At 47.7% G+C, this 20,034-nt stretch carries 14 protein-coding genes; 8 read left to right on the forward strand and 6 right to left on the reverse strand.

Features of this window, described 5'->3' with window-relative positions; translation table 11 throughout:
* Window positions 1-44: 44 nt before the first annotated feature.
* From purL to pgsA, 5 genes are read left to right on the forward strand one after another with little or no spacing between them, the layout of a single operon-like run.
* Window positions 45-3,947: a phosphoribosylformylglycinamidine synthase gene (purL, locus tag R3E63_09265; GenBank protein ID MEZ5540112.1), complete on the forward strand. Its 3,903-nt coding sequence runs from the start codon at window positions 45-47 to the stop codon at window positions 3,945-3,947.
* Between the two features lie 30 nt (window positions 3,948-3,977).
* Window positions 3,978-4,646 (forward strand): response regulator, encoded by a 669-nt coding sequence (locus R3E63_09270; GenBank protein ID MEZ5540113.1) that lies wholly within the window; start codon window positions 3,978-3,980, stop codon window positions 4,644-4,646.
* A gap of 11 nt (window positions 4,647-4,657) precedes the next feature.
* The gene (gene uvrC / locus R3E63_09275) at window positions 4,658-6,499 is read left to right on the forward strand and encodes an excinuclease ABC subunit UvrC (GenBank protein MEZ5540114.1); all 1,842 of its coding nucleotides are present in this window, start codon (window positions 4,658-4,660) and stop codon (window positions 6,497-6,499) included.
* A 32-nt stretch (window positions 6,500-6,531) separates the two neighbouring features.
* Window positions 6,532-7,434 (forward strand): TIGR03619 family F420-dependent LLM class oxidoreductase, encoded by a 903-nt coding sequence (locus R3E63_09280; protein ID MEZ5540115.1) that lies wholly within the window; start codon window positions 6,532-6,534, stop codon window positions 7,432-7,434.
* 26 nt (window positions 7,435-7,460) lie between these two features.
* On the forward strand, window positions 7,461-8,021 hold the full coding sequence (gene pgsA / locus R3E63_09285) for a CDP-diacylglycerol--glycerol-3-phosphate 3-phosphatidyltransferase (GenBank protein ID MEZ5540116.1): 561 nt from the start codon (window positions 7,461-7,463) through the stop codon (window positions 8,019-8,021).
* Between the two features lie 2 nt (window positions 8,022-8,023).
* Here the strand turns inward: pgsA and R3E63_09290 are convergent, their stop codons facing one another.
* On the reverse strand, window positions 8,024-8,410 hold the full coding sequence (locus R3E63_09290) for a DUF4870 domain-containing protein (protein MEZ5540117.1): 387 nt from the start codon (window positions 8,408-8,410) through the stop codon (window positions 8,024-8,026).
* 33 nt (window positions 8,411-8,443) lie between these two features.
* Complete coding sequence (locus R3E63_09295; GenBank protein ID MEZ5540118.1) at window positions 8,444-8,935, reverse strand: hypothetical protein; 492 nt, start codon at window positions 8,933-8,935, stop codon at window positions 8,444-8,446.
* Window positions 8,936-9,079: 144 nt separating this feature from the next.
* On the opposite strand from R3E63_09295, the gene recC reads away from it, so the two are divergent.
* The 3 genes from recC to recD are packed head-to-tail and all read left to right on the forward strand — an operon-like array spanning window position 9,080 to window position 17,809.
* Window positions 9,080-12,481: an exodeoxyribonuclease V subunit gamma gene (recC, locus tag R3E63_09300; protein ID MEZ5540119.1), complete on the forward strand. Its 3,402-nt coding sequence runs from the start codon at window positions 9,080-9,082 to the stop codon at window positions 12,479-12,481.
* A complete protein-coding gene (locus R3E63_09305) occupies window positions 12,478-16,251 on the forward strand; it encodes a UvrD-helicase domain-containing protein (GenBank protein MEZ5540120.1) in 3,774 nt (1,257 codons plus the stop codon). Before recC ends, R3E63_09305 begins: the two co-directional genes overlap by 4 nt.
* On the forward strand, window positions 16,244-17,809 hold the full coding sequence (recD, locus tag R3E63_09310) for an exodeoxyribonuclease V subunit alpha (protein ID MEZ5540121.1): 1,566 nt from the start codon (window positions 16,244-16,246) through the stop codon (window positions 17,807-17,809). Before R3E63_09305 ends, recD begins: the two co-directional genes overlap by 8 nt.
* A gap of 18 nt (window positions 17,810-17,827) precedes the next feature.
* Here the strand turns inward: recD and R3E63_09315 are convergent, their stop codons facing one another.
* The 4 genes from R3E63_09315 to R3E63_09330 all read right to left on the reverse strand — a co-directional run.
* Complete coding sequence (locus tag R3E63_09315) at window positions 17,828-17,977, reverse strand: hypothetical protein (protein MEZ5540122.1); 150 nt, start codon at window positions 17,975-17,977, stop codon at window positions 17,828-17,830.
* 5 nt (window positions 17,978-17,982) lie between these two features.
* A complete protein-coding gene (locus R3E63_09320; protein ID MEZ5540123.1) occupies window positions 17,983-18,255 on the reverse strand; it encodes a CDGSH iron-sulfur domain-containing protein in 273 nt (90 codons plus the stop codon).
* A gap of 25 nt (window positions 18,256-18,280) precedes the next feature.
* Window positions 18,281-19,324, reverse strand: coding sequence for a chemotaxis protein CheB (locus tag R3E63_09325; protein ID MEZ5540124.1), 1,044 nt, complete (start codon window positions 19,322-19,324; stop codon window positions 18,281-18,283).
* Window positions 19,324-20,034 (reverse strand): response regulator (locus tag R3E63_09330; protein ID MEZ5540125.1); only part of this gene is annotated, 711 nt, incomplete at its 5' end. The genes R3E63_09330 and R3E63_09325, both read right to left, overlap by 1 nt.

The raw sequence follows: 20,034 nt of genomic DNA on the forward strand, positions 1-20,034 counted from the left end.
TTTCCTACCCTGAGCCGGTTTTGTGGCTCACTGTTGAGGTTGTGATGCTGGTTTTGCGTGGTGCGCCTGCTTTTTCTTCTTTTCGTCTCAATAAATGGCTGACGCGTTTGCGCGAAGTGGCTGCTGTGACGGAATTGCACGCCGAGTTTGTGCATTTTGCGGATGTCTCGCAGATCTTAACGCCCGCTGAACAAGTCGTGTTAGAGCAATTGCTCGAATACGGCCCACGCCAAGCATCACTGTTCGAACCGCACGGGCAGTTGTTTTTGGTGGTGCCGCGCACTGGCACGATTTCTCCTTGGTCGAGCAAAGCAACCGACATCGCGCGCAACTGTGGATTGACAGCCGTGCGCCGTTTGGAGCGCGGTATCGCGTTTCGTGTGGGCGGCAGTTTTAGTGCAGAGCAAGTGAATGCGATAGCAGCGATTTTGCATGACCGCATGACGGAATCTGTGCTGCACACTTTAGAAGAAGCGAGCACTTTGTTTGTGCAAGAGCAGCCTGCGCCATCGACCACGGTCGATATTCTCGGCGGTGGTCGTGATGCTTTGGTGTGCGCCAACCGCGAATTGGGTTTGGCCTTGGCAGATGATGAAATTGATTATCTGACGGAGAGTTTTGTCGCGCTGGGTCGCAATCCCGTTGATGTGGAATTGATGATGTTTGCGCAGGCGAACTCTGAACATTGTCGCCACAAAATTTTTAATGCCGATTGGTTGATTGACGGCGTCGCACAAGAAAAATCGCTGTTCAAAATGATACGCAACACGAATGAATGCGCGGGCGACAATGTGTTGTCGGCGTATTCTGACAATGCAGCGGTTGTGAAAGGGCAGCGTGCGGGCAGATTTTTCCCCGACGCTAAAACGGGCGAATACGGCGCGCATCAAGAAGATGTGCATTTGTTGATGAAAGTTGAAACGCACAACCATCCCACAGCGATTGCGCCATTTTCTGGTGCAGGTACAGGTGCTGGTGGTGAAATTCGCGATGAAGGTGCAGTGGGTCGCGGTTCAAAACCTAAAGCGGGCTTAACAGGATTTTCTGTTTCCAATTTGCTGATTCCCGACTACGAACAGCCGTGGGAAAAAAATGCGCAAGGCGAAAGTTACGGCAAGCCCGATCGCATTGTTTCTGCGCTAGATATCATGACGGAAGGGCCGTTGGGAGGCGCTGCTTTCAATAATGAATTCGGTCGCCCGAATTTGTGCGGTTATTTTCGCAGTTTTGAACTGCCTGCCGAATGTGCTGCGGGCAATGAAATATACGGTTATCACAAGCCGATTATGATTGCCGGTGGTTACGGCAATATTCGCGAAGAACATGTGGAGAAAAAACCGTTTGCTGCGGGCGCAAAATTGATTGTGCTCGGCGGACCTGCCATGCAGATCGGTTTGGGCGGTGGCGCGCTGCGTCTTCGATGGCATCTGGGCAGAGAAGCCGATTTAGATTTTTGCTTCGGTGCAGCGACAAACCCAGAAATTGAACGCCGTTGCCAAGAAGTGATAGACCGCTGTTGGCAGATGGGCGAAAAAAATCCAATTCAATTTATTCACGATGTCGGCGCGGGTGGTTTATCTAACGCGTTGCCAGAATTGGTGAAAGACGGTGGTACGGGCGGTGTATTTGATTTGCGCGCTGTGCCGAGTGATGAGCCGGGGATGAGCCCGCTTGCCATTTGGTGTAACGAAGCGCAGGAGCGCTATGTGCTCGCTGTGCGTGAAGAAGATTTAGCGCAGTTTGATGCGATTTGTGCGCGCGAGCGCTGTCCGTATGCGGTGGTTGGTACAGCCACCGAAGAAAAACATTTGCGTGTGGATGATGCGCATTTCAACAACGCGCCTGTTGATTTGCCGATGTCACTGCTTTTCGGCAAGCCGCCTAAAATGACGCGCAGTATTGAGCGAAAAACAGTCACGCAACCAGCGTTGGATTACAGCAAGATTAAGTTGCGTGAAGCGGCAGAGCGTGTATTGCAGTTGCCGTCTGTCGCCTCGAAAAACTTTTTGATCACGATTGGTGATCGTTCAGTAACAGGCATGGTCGCACGCGACCAAATGGTTGGTCCGTGGCAAATGCCTGTTGCCGATTGCGCAGTAACAACGGTTGCCTATGACACTTATGCCGGCGAAGCCATGTCGATGGGCGAACGCACGCCAGCGGCGTTAATTTCTGCGCCAGCTTCCGCGCGTTTGGCGATTGCCGAAGCAATCACCAATATCGCTGCTACGCGCATCGAAAAATTATCCGATGTAAAACTGTCGGCCAACTGGATGTGTGCAGCCGGTCATCCCGGTGAAGATGAAAAATTGTTTGATGCCGTGCGCACCGTGGGTATGGAAGTTTGTCCAGCGTTGGGTATCACCGTGCCGGTGGGTAAAGATTCCATGTCGATGCGCACGCGTTGGCAAGAAAATGGCGCAGAAAAATCGGTGACAGCGCCGATGTCTTTAATTATTTCTGCCTTCGCGCCAGTGTTGGATGTGCGCAAAACCGTGACGCCGCAGTTGCGCACGGATAAAGGTGACAGCGCATTATTTTTACTTGATTTAGGCAATGGCAAAAATCGTTTAGGTGCTTCGGCTTTCGCGCAAGTCTTTAGACAAGTGGGCAATGAAGCACCGGATCTCGATCAGCCGCAGCAATTGGCTCAATTTTTTGCTTTCATACAAGACGCTTTGCAGAAAAATCTTTTATTGGCGTATCACGATCGCTCGGACGGCGGTTTGTGGGCAACCGTCGCGGAAATGGCGTTTGCGGGGCATTGCGGTGTGGATTTCGCGCTGAATGATTTAGGCGATGATCCATTGGCTGCGTTGTTTGCCGAAGAATTAGGTGCTGTGCTGCAAGTGTCGTTGGATGATATTGCTGCGCTGCAACAGTTGGTAGAAAACCATCAGCTGTCTGCTTGTTTGCATCGCATCGGTTTTATCAACGGTGATGATTATTTGCGTGTGCTTGATGGCAGCAACACTGTGTTAGAAATGTCGCGCCGCGATGCGCTGGCGTTGTGGTGGGAAACTAGCTATCGCATTCAAGCACTGCGTGATAATCCTGTTTGTGCTGAACAAGAAAAACAAACGGTGTTGGATAACAACAATCCAGGTTTGTCGGTATCGCTCACTTACGATCAAAACCACAATGTTGCCGCGCCGATGATTGCCAGCGGCGTGCGTCCGCGTGTAGCGATTTTGCGTGAGCAGGGCGTGAACGGTCAGGTGGAAATGGCGGCAGCATTTGATCGCGCTGGTTTTGCTGCCGTCGATGTGCACATGAGCGATTTGTTATCCGGTCGCGTCGATCTAAAAGACTTCAAAGGCTTTGCCGCTTGCGGCGGTTTTTCTTATGGCGATGTGCTCGGTGCGGGTGGTGGTTGGGCAAAAAGTATTTTGTTCAACACGCGTGTGCGTGACATGTTTGAACAGTTTTTCCATCGCGATGATGTGTTCAGTCTTGGTGTGTGCAACGGTTGCCAGATGGTGTCGCATCTCAAAGATTTAATTCCAGGTGCTACACATTGGCCGCGCTTTGTGCGCAATACCAGTGAACAATTTGAAGCGCGTTTAGTGATGGTGGAAGTGGAGCATTCGCCTTCTATTTTGTTATCGGGCATGGCGGGTTCGCGTATGCCGATTATCGTTGCACACGGTGAAGGTCGCGCCGAGTTTGCTGATGTCACTGCGTTAAAAGATTTGGATAGTAGCGGGCAAGTAGCGATGCGTTATATCGACAACTACGGTCACATGACGGAAAACTTTCCGGCCAATCCCAATGGCTCGCCGTTGGGAATTACAGCCATTACCAATGACGACGGTAGACACACCATCATGATGCCGCACCCAGAGCGCGTGATTCGCGCCGTGCAACATTCGTGGCATCCAGACGGTTGGCAAGACAACGGTTCGTGGATGCGTTTGTTCAGCAACGCGCGGTATTGGTTGGGATAATTTTTTGCGTAGTAAATAGGGATTTTTATGATGGCAAAGGAATTAATTAACATTTTAATCGTTGACGATCACGACCTCGTGCGTGTGGGTTTGCGACATATGCTGGACAGCGTGGAAGATTTTTCCGTTGTCGGTGAAGCGTCTAGCGGTGAAGATGGGCTAGAAAAAGCAGAATTATTAAAGCCGCATGTGGTGTTGATGGATGTGCGTATGCCGGGGATTGGCGGTATAGAAGCCACACAGCGCATGCAGCGCCGCGCTCCTGAATCTAAAGTGGTTGTCATTACTGCGTGTGCGGATGATCCGTTTCCTGATTTGTTGTTGGAAGCCGGTGCGCGCGGTTTTGTCACCAAAGACAGCGGCATGGATGAATTGGTCTTAGCAATTCGTGAAGTGCATGCCGATCAACATTATGTCTGCCGCAAAATTGCGCAAGAGTTGGCATTAAAACCTTTGCGTAAACGCAATAGCGGACATCATTCACCGTTTGATGATTTATCGGAGCGCGAGTTGCAAGTGGCCTTGATGATCGTCGGCTGCCAAAGCGCACAAGATATTGCCGATCAACTCAATGTCAGCCCGAAAACAGTGAATACTTATCGTTATCGCATGTTTGAAAAACTGGGTGTGGAAAATGATGTCGGTTTGACACTGTTGGCACTGCGTCACAAATTGTTTGTGCCCGATGGCGATGCTTAATTTTTTAGAGCTTGCGCATGGCGTTTGATAGTCAGTCATTTCTGGCTTCTGTCACTAGCCATCCTGGTGTTTACCAGATGTACGGCGTTAAAATGCAGGGCGAAGCAGAGTCGCTACTGTATGTCGGTAAAGCCGGCAATCTTAAAAAAAGACTTTCCAGTTATTTTCGCACTAGTGGTTTAGGTCCTAAAACACAGGCGTTGGTTTCGCGTATCGCACGCATTGAATTGACGGTAACGAGCAGTGAAACTGAAGCGTTGATACTCGAACAGAATCTGATTAAAGCGCATCACCCGCCGTATAACATTTTATTGCGCGATGACAAATCCTACCCGTATATTTTTTTGAGCGAAGGTGAAACCTATCCGCGCTTGTCTTTTCATCGCGGCGCAAAACAGAAGAAAGGCCGCTACTTTGGCCCGTTTCCTAACAGCGGCGCAGTGCGTGAGAGTCTCAATTTTTTGCAGAAGTTTTCGCGTGTGCGCCAGTGTGAAGATTCGTTCTTTCGCAACCGCAGCCGTCCGTGTTTGCAGTATCAAATTCATCGCTGTTCTGGTTCTTGCGTGGGTTTGATTTCGCCTGAACAGTACGCCAAAGATGTGGAAACCACTGCGCTGTTTTTGACAGGGCAAGAACAGCGCGTGATGGAAATACTGGCAAGCGATATGGAAAGTGCAGCAGAGGCGTTGCACTTTGAGCGCGCAGCCGAGTTGCGCGACCGCATTGCCAGTTTGCGCAGCGTGCAAGAGCAGCAAGCGGTGGAGCAGGGCGCGGCGATCAATGCCGATATTTTTGCCTGTGCACAGCAAGCGGGCGCAGTGTGTGTGCAAGTGCTGTTTGTGCGACAAGGGCGCATTCTCGGCAGCCGCAGTTATTTTCCCTCTTTATCGGTGGAAGAAGAAACAGCGCAAGTGTTGGAGAGTTTTGTCGCGCAATTTTATTTGGGTGCAGAGCGTGAGATTCCTGCGGAAGTGATTTTGTCGATAGCGGCTGCAGGAGAACACGCGGCTTTGCAGGCGGCGTTAACAGCGCGCGCCCATCGCAAAGTGTTGGTGAGTACCAGTGTGCGCACGCATCGTCAACAGTGGCTCACGATAGCGAGCAAAGCGGCACAAGAAAATTTATTGCAAAAATTAGCGAGCAAACAAAATATCGAAGCGCGTTTTGAAGCGCTGCGCGAGGTGTTGGGTTTGGATGCCGTGCCAGAGCGTATTGAATGTTTCGATATCAGTCATTCTTCTGGCGAAGCGACGGTGGCTTCTTGCGTGGTGTTTGATCGCCAAGGCGCACGCAAAAGTGATTATCGACGTTTCAACATTGAAGGTATTACCGCAGGTGATGATTACGCCGCGATGAAACAAGCGTTGACGCGCCGCTATCGCCGCTTAAAAGAAAATGACGGCGTGCTGCCTGATATTTTGTTGATCGACGGCGGCAAAGGTCAGCTCACGCAAGCCGTTGAAGTAATAGAAGAATTGCAAATTGCCGGCATGTTGCTGGTGGGTGTCGCCAAAGGCGCAACGCGCAAAGCGGGATTTGAACAATTGTTTGTGCACGGTGAATCGGTAGCGCGCATCCCGCCGGCTGATTCACCGGCGTTGCATTTGATTCAACAAGTGCGCGATGAGGCACATCGTTTTGCTGTTGCAGGCCACACCACGCGGCGCGATAAAAAACGCACCGCTTCACCCTTGGAAGGTATTGCGGGTGTTGGGCCGACGCGCCGTCGTGCGTTGTTGCGACATTTTGGCGGCTTGCAAGAAATTATTCGCGCGAGTGCTGATGATATTGCGCGCGTGCATGGCATTAGCCGTGAATTAGCTGATACGATTCACGCGCATTTACATTCGTAAAACTATTGATCTAAAAATACAGAGGAAACGGCATGAAATACTGGGTCTCACTGGTCAACACCACGGAAGTGGATCAATTTGTTGCCATCGCACAGAAAGCGGAAGAATTGGGTTTTGAAGGGATTACCGTGCCAGATCACCTCGTGTATCCCACAAAAATTGAAACGCCGTACCCGTACACACCAGACGGCAAAGTATGGTGGCCAAAAACCAATCCGTGGATGGATCCGTGGGTGACGCTAACTGCTTTGGGCGTTGCCACTAAAACACTGCGCTTGGCGACCAATATTTATTTGGCAGCACTGCGCGACCCTTTCACGGTGGCGCGTGCCACTGCAGCGGCGGCTATCCTCACCAATAATCGCGTGGCTTGCGGTGTGTCTGCCGGTTGGATCAAAGAAGAGTTTGATTTGATGGGCATTGATTTTTCCGCGCGCGGTCGTCGTTTGGATGAAGTGATCGCCTGCGTACAGCAGTTGCACAGTGGCGAAGTGGTTTCACATCACGGCGAATTTTTTCACTACGATGAAGTGATTCATTCACCCGTGCCGACACAAAAAATGCCCGTGTGGGTGGGTGGTGCCAGCAAAGCGGCATTTCAACGCGCGGCTAATAATGACGGTTGGTTGGGTGTGCCATCAAAGAACAAACGCTTGGCAGAGATCGTCAATATTTTGATGGAGCTGCGCAAAGCGAACGGAAAATACGGTCAGCCGTTTGATGTCGTGTTGAGCCCGATGGAATTGATGACCAAAGAGTTTTTGGATTCGCTCGACCCAGCAGCGACTTATCATTCCAGTGTGTTGCCGTGGACGCCGTCACCTTGGGGGCGCGCATTTTGGGTGGAAGAGGGCGAAGATCATCGCGAACTCGCAGTGAAATTCCGCGCGATGGAGCGTTTCAAAGCTATGATGCAGCAAGTGGGCGTGTGGTGAGCTTGCGAATACCGTAGAATCGAGCCATGAACTTACCCAACCTCCTATCGCTGCTGCGCATCCTGCTCATTCCGCTGTTTGTGTTGCTGTTTTATATGCCGATGCAATGGACGAACTTGCTGTGTGCATTTGTTTTTGGTTTGGCGTGCGCAACAGATTGGTTGGACGGTTATCTCGCGCGCAAATGGAATCAAACCACACCTTTCGGTGCGTTTATTGATCCGGTAGCCGATAAATTGATGGTGGTGGTGGCGCTGGTTTTATTGGTCAATCGTTATCCGCATATTTGGTTTGTGTTGCCAACGATTGTGATTATTTGCCGCGAAATTGTGGTGTCTGCACTGCGTGAATGGATGGCGGAATTGGGCAAACGCGCGAGTGTCGCCGTGTCTTATGTCGGAAAAGTGAAAACGGCGATGCAGATGGTGGCGCTATTGTTACTACTGGGTGCTTATAAAGATGCTAGTTGGATTGCGATTGCAGGTATTGCTTGTTTGTATATTGCTGCAGCGTTGACGCTGTGGTCCATGCTGGCCTACCTGAAAGCGGCGTGGCCAGATTTACAACAAGGTATGGACAAGCGCTGAGTTTATTTGATTAAACGCAACGCAAACGGTACACGAAACGGTTTGCCATCCGATGTGGCAACAGCGCCCATCACGCAGAACACTAAATTGCATAACCATGCAGCAATGACTACTAAAAATCCTACCAAAATTAATGTCAGTATTTTTCCGGCAATCAAAATCAAAATAAAAGTAATACCCCAGTTCAATGACTCTTTGGCCTGATCTTGCACATAAGCATCATCTTTTTTAATGAGATAAAAAATTAGCCCCGGAATAAATGTAAACAGGACACTGCCTAGCCAGCAAAGCAGCGCAAGATTTTTGCTGTCTTGTGATGGTGGAGTGGCGTTGTCAGCGCTAGCAGTGGGCTCGTTAACGACGGGTGTGTTGTCTGGGGTCTGTTCCATGTGTCTGTACTCCAAGTAAAGATAACAGGGCAATTATGCGCTACTTTTTTCCGCATAACGCTGATAGCCAGCGGCGAGTATGCCAATGGCTTCTTCCATGTCATCCGTTTTATCGGCAATGCTCATCAACAGTGAAGCGTTGGATTCATACACGGTTTCGCGCAACAAACCTTTGCCGCGCGCGCGATCAAAAACTGGCAGTAAGCCGATAATGTTTTGTCGAATAATGCCCATTTCTAGCGGGTGGCGCGTGCCATTTCGTAGCAGCAAATAAATGTGCAGCATGAAGGTGTACATCAGCGTTTCTTCTACGCTATTGCCCGAAGCCAGCGCGTGTATCGCTTGCTGCATGATGCTGCGATCCGCTAACACTTCCATCTTCACCATTTCATTGGCGAGCGCGATATAGCCGGGCAATTGTGCCTTCACTGCCTCGTACTGCGTTTCATCCAGCGAGGTTTTGGCGGCGACTAAATAGCCAATCAATAATTGCTGTAAATGGGCGGGGGATGCGCTGTTCGTCATAAGGATTTCGTGCGGTGGTTTTTCTGCCATGATACAGGGATGATGATGGGTTGCCTATTGTTCATACGACACAAGATGTCGTATGGCTGTGTCATCATGATTTTGCTAAAAGTAGTTTCAATTAAAAACAAAGAAGGATTTGCAATGGCGTTTGTTTCGCATTTTTCCAACCGTATTGAATCATTGCGCGATGCCTGTTTGCAGCAGTTAGCGCAGCCGTTAGCAAATCCACTGGCAGCGGAATATGTGCTGGTGGATAACACAGTAATGGGGCAGTGGCTTTTGTTGCAGTTGGCGCAGCAGCAGGGCGTTGCTGCCAATATCCGTTGTGTTCAACCGCACGAATTGTTTTGGTTGCTGGTGCGCGCGGTGGTGGCTGCGGATATTCCCAAGCAGACGCCACTCTCCAAGCAAGAAATGTTGTGGAAACTCTACGGGTTTTTTGGTGATACAAGTTTGTTATCACAAAAATCGATGCAGCCAGTAAAGAATTATTTACAGGGTGATAGCGAGGCATCGCTCAAGCGTTATCAATTATCTGCCACGATTGCTGATTTATTCGATCAGTATTTGATTTATCGCCCTGAAAAAATGCAAGCGTGGGAAAAAGGCAAAGAGATTGCAGAGAGTGAGCAGTGGCAGGCGCTGTTGTGGCAAAAATTAACGGCAACGATGGGTGATGCGGCTAAAAAACAACAGCATCACCGCGCTGCCATTGAGTTTCAGTTATTGGATGTACTGAATAAAAAATCCAGCACAGACATTGTGCCTAGCCTGCCGATGCAGAGGCTCAGTGTGTTTGGTATCACTTCTATGCCACCGCATTTGCAGGAGATGTTGTTGCTGCTGGGCAAACATATTCCTGTGGATTTATTTGTGCTGAACCCCTGCCAGCATTATTGGTTTGATGTGCAATCGGCTAAAAGCATGCTGAAAAATCAACAGAAAAAAAGTTTGAGTGATGGTGTGATTGGCAATCCGCTATTGGCTAGCCAAGGGCAGCAAGTAAAAGATTTTGTTGGCGGTTTGTACGCCAAGTTGGATCAATATCCTTTTGAGGAGCGGGAATATTACGAGGCAGCTGGGAAAGACAGTTTGCTGCATTGCATACAGCAGGAAATTTTAGATCTGCAATATCGCGGTGAAATGGCAACGCTGACCGAGTTGCCCAATGCAGCTAATCAACAGTGTGTGCCAATAGAAGATTTACAAAAAAAGGTAAGCAGTATTCAGATCCACAGTTGCCACAGCCCGCTGCGTGAAGTGGAAGTGTTGCACGATCAACTGTCAGCGCTGTTTGCGCAAGATAAAACGCTAAAACCACGCGATGTGGTGGTGATGATGCCGCAAGTCGCGCCTTATGTGCCGTATATCGACACCGTGTTTGGTGCGACAAAATATGCATTGCCATATCACATCAGCGATCGCACTTGGTTGGAAGAAGTACCAATGTTGCATGCGCTCGATTTTTTATTGTCACTGCCCGAAAATCGTTTTCCATTAACGGATATTCTCGCCTTGTTAGAAGTGCCTGCGGTGCAGGCACGATTTGCGATTGATCGCGATGGTTATGAGCGCTTAAAAACTTGGTTGAGCGATGCGGGAGCGCGTTGGGGATTGGATGCCGCGCATCGTGAGCAGTGCCAGTTGCCTGCGTACAGCGAGTTCAGTTGGGAATTTGCCATCAATCGTCTGCTGGCAGGTTACGGCATGATGCAGGCAGTGAGTGAGCCAGTAGCGATGGCGGACGAGCAGTTGTCTGTTATGCCTTTCGACGAAGTGGAAGGTGGCAGCGCTGCATTGCTCGACAGCTTTTTGCAGTGTTGGCAGCAACTCAAAAAATATCGCACCTTGTTAGCAGAAGCTGCTACACCAGATGTGTGGGTAGAAAAACTGCACGCGTTGCTTGATGATTTTTTTGTCGCACAAGATGATGACGAACTTTTAGCTTTGCGTGAAATTCGCAAACAAATAGCACAGTTGCGACAAGCAAATGTGTGGTGTGCAGAAATCATCGATTTATCCGTGGTGCGCGCCGTATTGCAGCCATCGTTGCAAGCGCCATCGCAAGGTAAGCATCCGTGGCGTGAGGGCGTAAAGTTTTGCAGTTTGATGCCGATGCGCGGTGTGCCATTTCGCGTGGTGATGATGTTGGGCATGAATCAAAATGATTACCCCAAGCGACATACAGCAGCAAGTTTTGATGTGATGCGCAAAGATTATCGTCCTGGTGATCGCTCGCGCCGCGTGGATGACCGTTGGTTGTTTTTGGAAGCACTGCTCTCCGCGCGCGATGTGTTTCATGTGAGTTATGTAGGGCGCGATCAACGCAAAAATGAAGTGCGCCAACCTTCCGTCGTTGTTTCGGAACTGATGGATTATTTACGCGACGGTTATCGCTTGGATGCGCGTGATGATACAGACGGCAAGTTATTGCTGCAATGCTTGGTGCAGGAGCATCCGTTGCAACCGTTTAGTCGAGAATATTTTGTCGATGATAAAAACAGAAAGCTGCTGTCGTTCAATAAACAGGCTTTTACAATTGCGTCTCATCGTGAAAATAGAGTAGAGAGTGCAAGCGATGATACTTGGCTGCAATCCAAGAAAACTAAAGAAGTGGTGGAAGTGTCGCTCGATAGTTTTGTGAAATTCTTTACCGACCCTGAGCGGTGGTTTTTTGGTGAAAAGCACAAAAAAGTGTCACTCAAAACTTATGATGAGTCCGTGTCATCGGATGATGTGATGGAATTGGAGTCTGGTCTTGGCACTTGGGCATTGAAAGATGCCTTCCGTCAAATGGCGGATGCTATCTCGCCTACAGGGGATGAAGAACAACGCAAAACAACGGTCATTGCAGCGGTAAAAAGCCAATGGCAAGCCGAAGGAAAATGGCCTTTGGGTGCAACGGGCGATCATCTGCAACAAAAATATTTGCAGGAAATGACGGCACATTGGCTGGATGCCAAACATTCCATCATCGGTGAGCCTGTTACGCATGCAGGGCAGTGGCAATGCAAAACCAGTTTGGGTGATCTGAAAATCAATGGCGAGTTGCCGTGTTTAGGCGATACGCTATTTTTTCACACCGCCAGCAAGTTCAGCGAAAAACATCAATTCAAATTGACGATTCAGTCTGCCTTCGCTGGTGTAGCCATGAAAGAGGCGGTAATAAAATCGGCGGCATTTTTTTGGGATGGAAAAAATGACGACAATTTTCTGATACAAGAAAAAAACAATGAAAAGTTAATGGAAGTATTAGCAGGTTTGTACATGCAATACCGCGAAGGCGGCTTGCCATTTTTGTCTGACGCATCCTTGGAATATCAAGAGAAACATGCAAAGAAAGAAGGGGTGGAAGAATGGGAAGCGATTATTGATAACGCTTGGGATGGTGATGGCTACGGCAGCAACGGTGCAGGTGAAGATATTCAAAAAGTGGCGTATTACATCAGCAAACAACGGCTGCTAGACCCTGTGTTTAAAACCGTTGCAAAGACCATTGCTGCCGCCAGAGCGCGGTGGAAAGCGAAGGAGGTGAAATCATGAGTTTTGATCCCGCCAAAGTCGTCCTGTGTGGTCGCCATTTAATTGAGGCCAGTGCTGGCACGGGTAAAACTTACAGCATCGCCAATTTGTTTTTGCGTTTGTTGTTGGAACCGCATCCCTCACAAACCGACAATCAAGCACTGACGATAGACAAGATTCTCGTGGTGACATTCACCAATGCCGCGACGGATGAGTTGCGCGGTCGTATTCGCCAGAAAATAGTTTTGGCTTTGCAGTATTTGCGCGGTGGTAGTTGTGATGACGGATTCATCCAGCAGTATATGGGTGCTATGCGCACGCCAGCTGAAAAAGAAACAGCGTGTATTCGGTTAAACAATGCACTGTTGCTCGTGGATGACGCTGCGATTTTTACCATTCATAGTTTTGCTGTGCGAGCGATGCAGACTTTTTTGTTTGAGACAGGCGCGTTGGCTGATGCGGAAGTGCAGATTGGCGGCAGCGATAGAGATGCACAACATTTAGGGGATATGGCTCGTTTACTAGCCTTGGGTGAGCAGAGCAAATTGGGTTTTTATCTGAAGAAAAATGGCATCAATCTTAAAAAATATATTGCTGTACTGAATGGCTACAGCAAGCGAGATGTTCCTACAGTGTCAAATGCTAAGAAGGGAATCTCTGTCATTGATCAGTACGAAAAAACGCGTGCTGATCTTATAAAAGAGAGGGAGAGACTTCTAAGTACCCAAGGATTTTTTATTGACTCAACAGAAAAAACAGAAACGGATGCTATCAAACAGAGAATACTTGAGGCGCTGTCTATCAAGGTACATGGAGGCTCTTTGAATGCGATTATTAAAAGGGCTTTTTATAGCTTTCAAAAATCCAATTGCTACCTAGGTGATATTAACAAAGAGGTATACCAACAAATTATTGATGCTACGCCGAGTAAAAAATGTGAAGCTCAGATATTTTGTCAAATTGTAAAAAACATCTTTGAGTATAAAGCCAATGAAGATCTGATTAAGTCCTCTTTGCAGGCCTTGCAGCAAGCATTGTATGAATTGCTGAAGGTGCGGAAGTTGCCTTTGCAGTTGGCGCAAATGCAACCTGATGATGTGATTGGTTTGATGAATGAACGATTGTCAGATACAAACACGGCGGGCTTGTTAAAGAAAGTGCTGACAGAGCAATACCCCGTTTGCATGGTGGATGAGTTTCAAGACACTGACCCAGAACAATTTCTGCTGTTTGATCGCTTATATCAAGGGCAAGCCCATTGTGGGTTGTTCGCCATTGGTGATCCTAAGCAGTCTATTTACGCGTTTCGTGGCGCGGATGTGTTTGCTTATCTGGATGTGCGAGCGGGTATTCATAAGGAAGCTATTCATTCGCTGGATACCAATTTTCGTTCCAAGCAAGGCGTGATGGATGGCGTAAACGCGCTGTTCAAAGAATCTTCGGATAACCCCGTTTTTGTCTATTCGGGTATTGAATATGAACCCGTTTACTCCTTAGAAAAGCCGCCAGAAGGGCGTGGAATTGTAGCTAAAGATTTGGGTGTTTATCGCGTAGGAAAACAAGAGCCTGATTCTTTGGTGTTTATTGGCAACCCCAATGAAAGTAGCGAAACCTTTAACAACACCAAACGGTTGTATGCAGAAGATTGTGCAGAGCGCATTCTGTCTTTGTTGCAAGGTAAAGATTGTGCAACGATAGAAAAGAAGGGCAACAGAGTTGCTTTGAGCCCTAGTGATATTGCGGTTTTGGTCAGCGATTATTCACAGGCAAATGCCATCAAGGATGCATTAGCACAAAAAAATCTGTCGGCTGTTTATTTGGCGCAAAAAGACAGTGTGTTTCAACGCTGCACTTTTGCACAAGATTTGTTGTTTGTGTTGCGCGCCATGGATGAGCCATCCAGCTTGTTCCATCTCAAAGCGGCGTTTGCCACACCTTTGTTGCGGCATTTCAAGCTGGAAACCCACTTGCTGGATTCTTTGGATACGGATGCGGGTTTTGAGTCTGCTATTCAGTGTTTCAATAAATTTCGACAGTGCTGGGATGAAAAAGGTATTTTTCCTGCGCTTTATTCCTTGTTCTCGGAATACCACTTGGATGAAGTGTTTGCCTTGCAGTGGGACGGCGATCGCTTGATGACGGATTTTCGTCATCTCGGTGATTTATTGCAGCAACAGTATTTACTCACAGGCTCGCGCGAGCGCGTGATTGATTGGTATGCCGCGCAATTGAATGATGATTCTGAATTGGATGAAGACGCCAAGAGTTTGCGTTTAGAGAGCGATGCTAATTTGATAAAAATTGTCACGCTGCATGGCTGTAAGGGTTTGGAGTACCCCGTGGTCTTTATGCCATTTTTCTTCGGGTTTAAGACGGTGGATATAAAAAGTGATGCGCCGTTTTATCATCAAAAAGAGGGAGGAAAAGAAAAGGGAAACTGGAAGGCGGTATTGGATTTTCAATCAGAACCCGAAGTGATACAACAAGCCATGGAGCAAGAGCGCATGGCAGAACAGTTGCGCTTGCTGTATGTCGGCATCACGCGAGCGATTTATCAGTGCTATATCGGTATCAGTTCTTCCCATTACAGCAGTGATAAAAATCAATTGCTGCCTAAGAGTTGCTGGGGGCATTTGTTAGCGTTAGATAAAAATGCACGATTTTTACCGTGGGAAACGCTGCAATCAAAACTGGAACAGCGTATGGACGGTGCTGCTTGCACTTATGAAACGCTGCTTGCGTTGAGTAAGGCTATTTATAAAGAAAATGCCAAGGAGAGAAAATCATTGCCATTGGTTCAAACTCTGCCGGAACGCCAATTTCCTTCCTCGTCATGGTTGATTACCAGCTATTCCGCATTGGCTTACCAGAAGGAAGCGCGAGTATCGGCAGGCAGTAAACAAGATGAAGCAGAGATCGAAGTAGTGATCGAGGCACCATTACATTCTGATGCGGTAGCGACAGAGGAAAACATTAAACAGTGGCAACAAAATATTCGTTTTACTTTGCGTGGCGGCACAACAACGGGTGATTGCCTGCACAAAGTTTTTGAGCGCATGGCAGATGGTGAAGCCTTGGATGAAGTCCTAGACAGTGAATTGCGCATCCACGGTCTGTTAAAGCCAGAGGGAAAACAACCAGAGCCTGCTTTATTGGATGAGGTAATTGTGCAGAGAAAAACAGCGATTGCGCAGTGGTTAAATGAGGTTCTGCAAACGCCACTCAATGCTGCTGTTCCATCGTTGCAAACCTTGTTTGATGAGAAAACAGTGTTGCCTGAATGTGAGTTTGATTTTTCTTTGGGTGATGATCGCAATGCCGCAACACTGTCTTCTATCAACAGCGTGTTGACTGAAATGTGTGGTGCGTCAACGGGCATTGCGCGCAAAGATAATCAAAAACAAATTAATGGTTTTATGACGGGTTCCATTGATTTGCTGTTTATCCATAACAAAACGGTTTATGTCTTAGATTACAAATCCAACACGCTAGGTAAAACGCCGCATTGTTACGATCATGCTGCGATGGAGGAAGCGATGCGTGACAGTCGTTACGACTTGCAGTATTTGACTTACTCGGTGGCGGCACATCGTTATATGCAACAACGCCTACAGGAACGCTACGATTACGACACAGGTGAATACCGTTTTGGTGGTGTTTTTTACCTGTTTTTACGCGGTATGGGCGTGGAAGGCTATGCTAATCATGGTATTTATTTCAAACGACCTAGCGCGCAACAGATTCAAGCCTTGAGTGCGGCTTTTTCTGGTGAGGAGGTGCAATGTGGCTGAGTCAATGAGCGTATTGGATCGCTGCTTTTCTGAATGGGTTGCTGATAATTTTTCGGCAAAAAGCACCAAGAAAGACAGTGAATTGCTGAAAAACATCGCAGCAGCAACTAGCTTTTCTGTTTCACTCAAGCATACTTGTCTGGATTTATCCGTGTGTTGTGATTTAGGTGAGCCTGAGCTGTCTTCGCTGATGCAAGGTGTGACAGCAAAAGAAGTAAAGCGTGTAGTTGCAGATTCAGTCAAACCATTGGTTGCATCCGAAGATGGGCGTTTAGTGTGGTTGCAGAAATATCACGCGTTTGAAACGGCCGTAGCAGAAAAACTTAAAGCCTTGCATGACGCAGGACGATTAGAAATTATTACCGGCGGCCCTGGTACAGGGAAAACTTGGAATGCCGCTGAGCGCATAAAAAAGGAATTGTCTACAAACCCGCAGTGCGTGATTAAATTGGCTGCTCCTACTGGTAAAGCTGCCAACAATATGATGAATGCATTGGCGCGTTCACAGTTTGATGCACACAAGCACAATTTAAAGGGTTTAACGCTGCATTCATTGTTGAGCATGAATGGGCGCAGCCCCAAGCCGCGTCACCACACACAAAATCCGTTGTCTTGTGATTTATTGATTGTCGATGAAGCGTCGATGATTGATTTGCCAATGATGTATCGTTTGTTAGATGCTATTCCATCGCACGCCACACTGCTATTGCTTGGCGATAAGGATCAGTTAGCGTCTGTGGAAGCGGGTAGTGTGTTAGCAGATATTTGTCGCGCATTGGAAAATACCGGCTGCATCAAACGCCTCACGGAAAGCCGCCGCTATAAAAACTCGCCAGAAATTGGTGTGTTGGCAATGGCGCTCAATGAAGGCGCTGTGCCCAATATGGCAGCGAATCAATCTGTTATTCATCATGTGTTGCCGAATGATTTTTCTGCGCGTTTCGCGTGGTTGGATTCTGCTGCAATAGGTTATGCGTGGGTTGCAGATGCTCTTAAAGTGAACGCGCCCATCAAAACCCTATTGGAAAAACAAACGGATTTTCAAGTGCTTTGTGCTTTGCGTGAAGGGCCTTTCGGTGTGCAAGGTATCAATCGCGCTATCGCTGAAAAACTAGGGCATAAAGCAGATAGTTGGTATGAAGGTCAGCCAGTGATGGTGACGCAAAATAATCACGATAGAAAACTGTACAACGGTGATGTGGGTATGGTGTTGCCGTGTGAAGGTGGCGAAAAGCGCGCTTGTTTTCTGGTGAATGGCGAAGTGAAAACAATTTCGCGTGCGCAAATGCCTGCTTATGAAACTTGCTACGCCATCACCGTGCATAAATCGCAAGGGTCCGAATACGATCGCGTGATGATTGTTTTACTGGCTGATGCGGCGCAAGTAGCAGCTAACCCTGTGTTGACGCGAGAGTTAATTTACACCGCCGTGACACGCGCAAAATCAAAGATTGAGCTTTGGTCTGGTGAACAGGTATTGCAAATCGCTGCACAAAAAACAACGCAACGCATGTCTGGCTTACAAACTTTATTGCTGCGCCAATTAAAATCGTCGTGAAGCTTTGGGGTGATGTCATCAGTCTTTTGATGGGTTTTTGTCAGCTTTTCCTGTTTTCTTTTGCTCTTTTTTCTTATCAACATGCACAGCCGCTTTATTGAATTGCGCGGCAGTGCGTGCGACAGGGTTGCGTGGCTTTTTCTCTGTGGGCTTTTTTTTGTCTGGCATGGTTTTTAATTGAGTAAAAACTCTTTTCCCACTTGCTCTACAGGCACTTGTTTGTGTCTGCCATCGCAATAAGGCGCGTTATGTGTTTGTTTACAACAGCAAAGCCACGCTTCACCCGTTTTTTCTGCTGTGAAGGCAACAGGTGAGATGCCTGTGCCAATGTGTGAGCCATCGCAAAATGGCTGGTTTTCTGATTGTCCGCACTTACACCAGTAGTATTGTTTATTGGCTTCTAGTTCAACACGAATAGGTTTGTTATCTGCAACAACGGGGTTCATGGTGTATCTCCTGTGTAACTCTCGTTCATGCTCTCACAGCATGAAACATCTCGCAAATAGCGGATAAAGGTTTGGTGGTGGCGACAATACCTGCTGCGATTGCGGAAGCTGGCATGCCAAATACAATGCAGCTACTTTCATCTTCTGCAATAGTTAGTGCGCCACGACGATATAGATGGTGCATACCTGCGGTACCGTCATTATCCATGCCTGTCAAAATAACAGCAGCAACACGACCAAAATAATTATGTGCGATAGAGTCAAACAACATATCAACACTGGGTGTAAATCGTGCGCTGGGATTTTCGATCTGGAAGAAAGTGTTGTTTTCGCCTAGCACTAAATGACGATCATCCGGTGCAAGATACACTTTTCCTAGCTGCATTTTTTCACCACTTTTTGGAATGCAAACAGGGCAGCCTGAGGTTGAAAGCCACTCACAAAGTGTTTCACCAAACCCTGCAGCAATATGTTGCGCTATCACCACAGCAAAAGGGAATTGTGGTCCTAATGCTTCCAAAATACTGTGCAAAGCAGCGGGTCCTCCTGTGGAGGAGCCAATCGCAACCAATGAGTAATCCCGCAATGTATTGATTGCTGCAGTAGCGGCTGCGGCAGAAGGGGTGGATGGATGTGGTGTTGTGAGCCAACGGCGTGTAACTTTAACTTGCGCCATCAGTTGTATGGTTTTGCACAGTGTTTCACTAAATTGTTGAAAGTGTTCCGCGTCCATGCCTGTCGGTTTGGCGAGTACAGAGACAGCGCCCGCTTTTTGCGCCTCAAAAGTTAGGTTTTGATCTTTGCGATCTAATTCGGCACTGAGTACAACAATTGGGCAGGGTGCATCTGACATGACATGGCGAATAACATCAATACCATCCATACCGGGAAGGAATAAATCTAGCAGTATTACATCAGGTTTTTTAGATAAGGCCAAATGTAAAGCGTCTATACCATTGTCAATAATGGAAATAATTTCGTTTTTATCATAAGTGGAAAGTGCGCTGCGGATGTAATGCTGTACAACCAAATTATCTTCAACAACTAAGATACGAATTGTGCTGTTCATTAGGCATTAACAAACCGGCGCACAGTAGATAAAAAGTGATCTTGCTGAAAATTCCCCTTGACGATATAAGCGTCGGCACCAGCTTTCAATCCTTTCTCTTTTTCACTGTCTGCACCAACTGATGTCACCATAATAATGGGTAAGCGATTTTTAACACCAGATCGAATATGTTTACACAATTCAATGCCATTCATTCTTGGCATTTCCATATCTGTGACGACTAATGTGATATTGTCTTCCATGCGTAAAATATCAGCGGCTTCAATGCCATCAGTGGCAACAAGGACACGGTAGCCAGCAGCTTCCAAAATATTTCTTTCTAAAGTTCGCGTAGTCAGGGAATCGTCAACAACCAGAATAGCACTGCGCTCTGAACGCATATCCTGATTTTTATTGAGATATTTTTCTGAATTATTTTCAGTATCATCATTATTGGCAGCGAGTGTTTGATAGCTGACGCCATCATTCGACACCATGGCAATAACATGGCGAGCTTCCAAAACAGGCAGCACGCTGCCATCGGCAAGAATTGCACCACCAGCGTACAGCTTCATGCGTTCAAATTGTTCTCCCATCGGTTTGTCGATCATGGGAATTTCACCTGGAATATCGTCAACAATCATGGCAAGCCGCATAGTGCCTGAGCGCAAAATTACAATGGGGTAGGAGCGTTGTCGGTTATTAGGTATGTGTTGTTTGTACTGCAATAA

This window comes from Pseudomonadales bacterium, from assembly GCA_041395665.1.
GTDB lineage: Bacteria > Pseudomonadota > Gammaproteobacteria > Pseudomonadales > UBA7239 > UBA7239.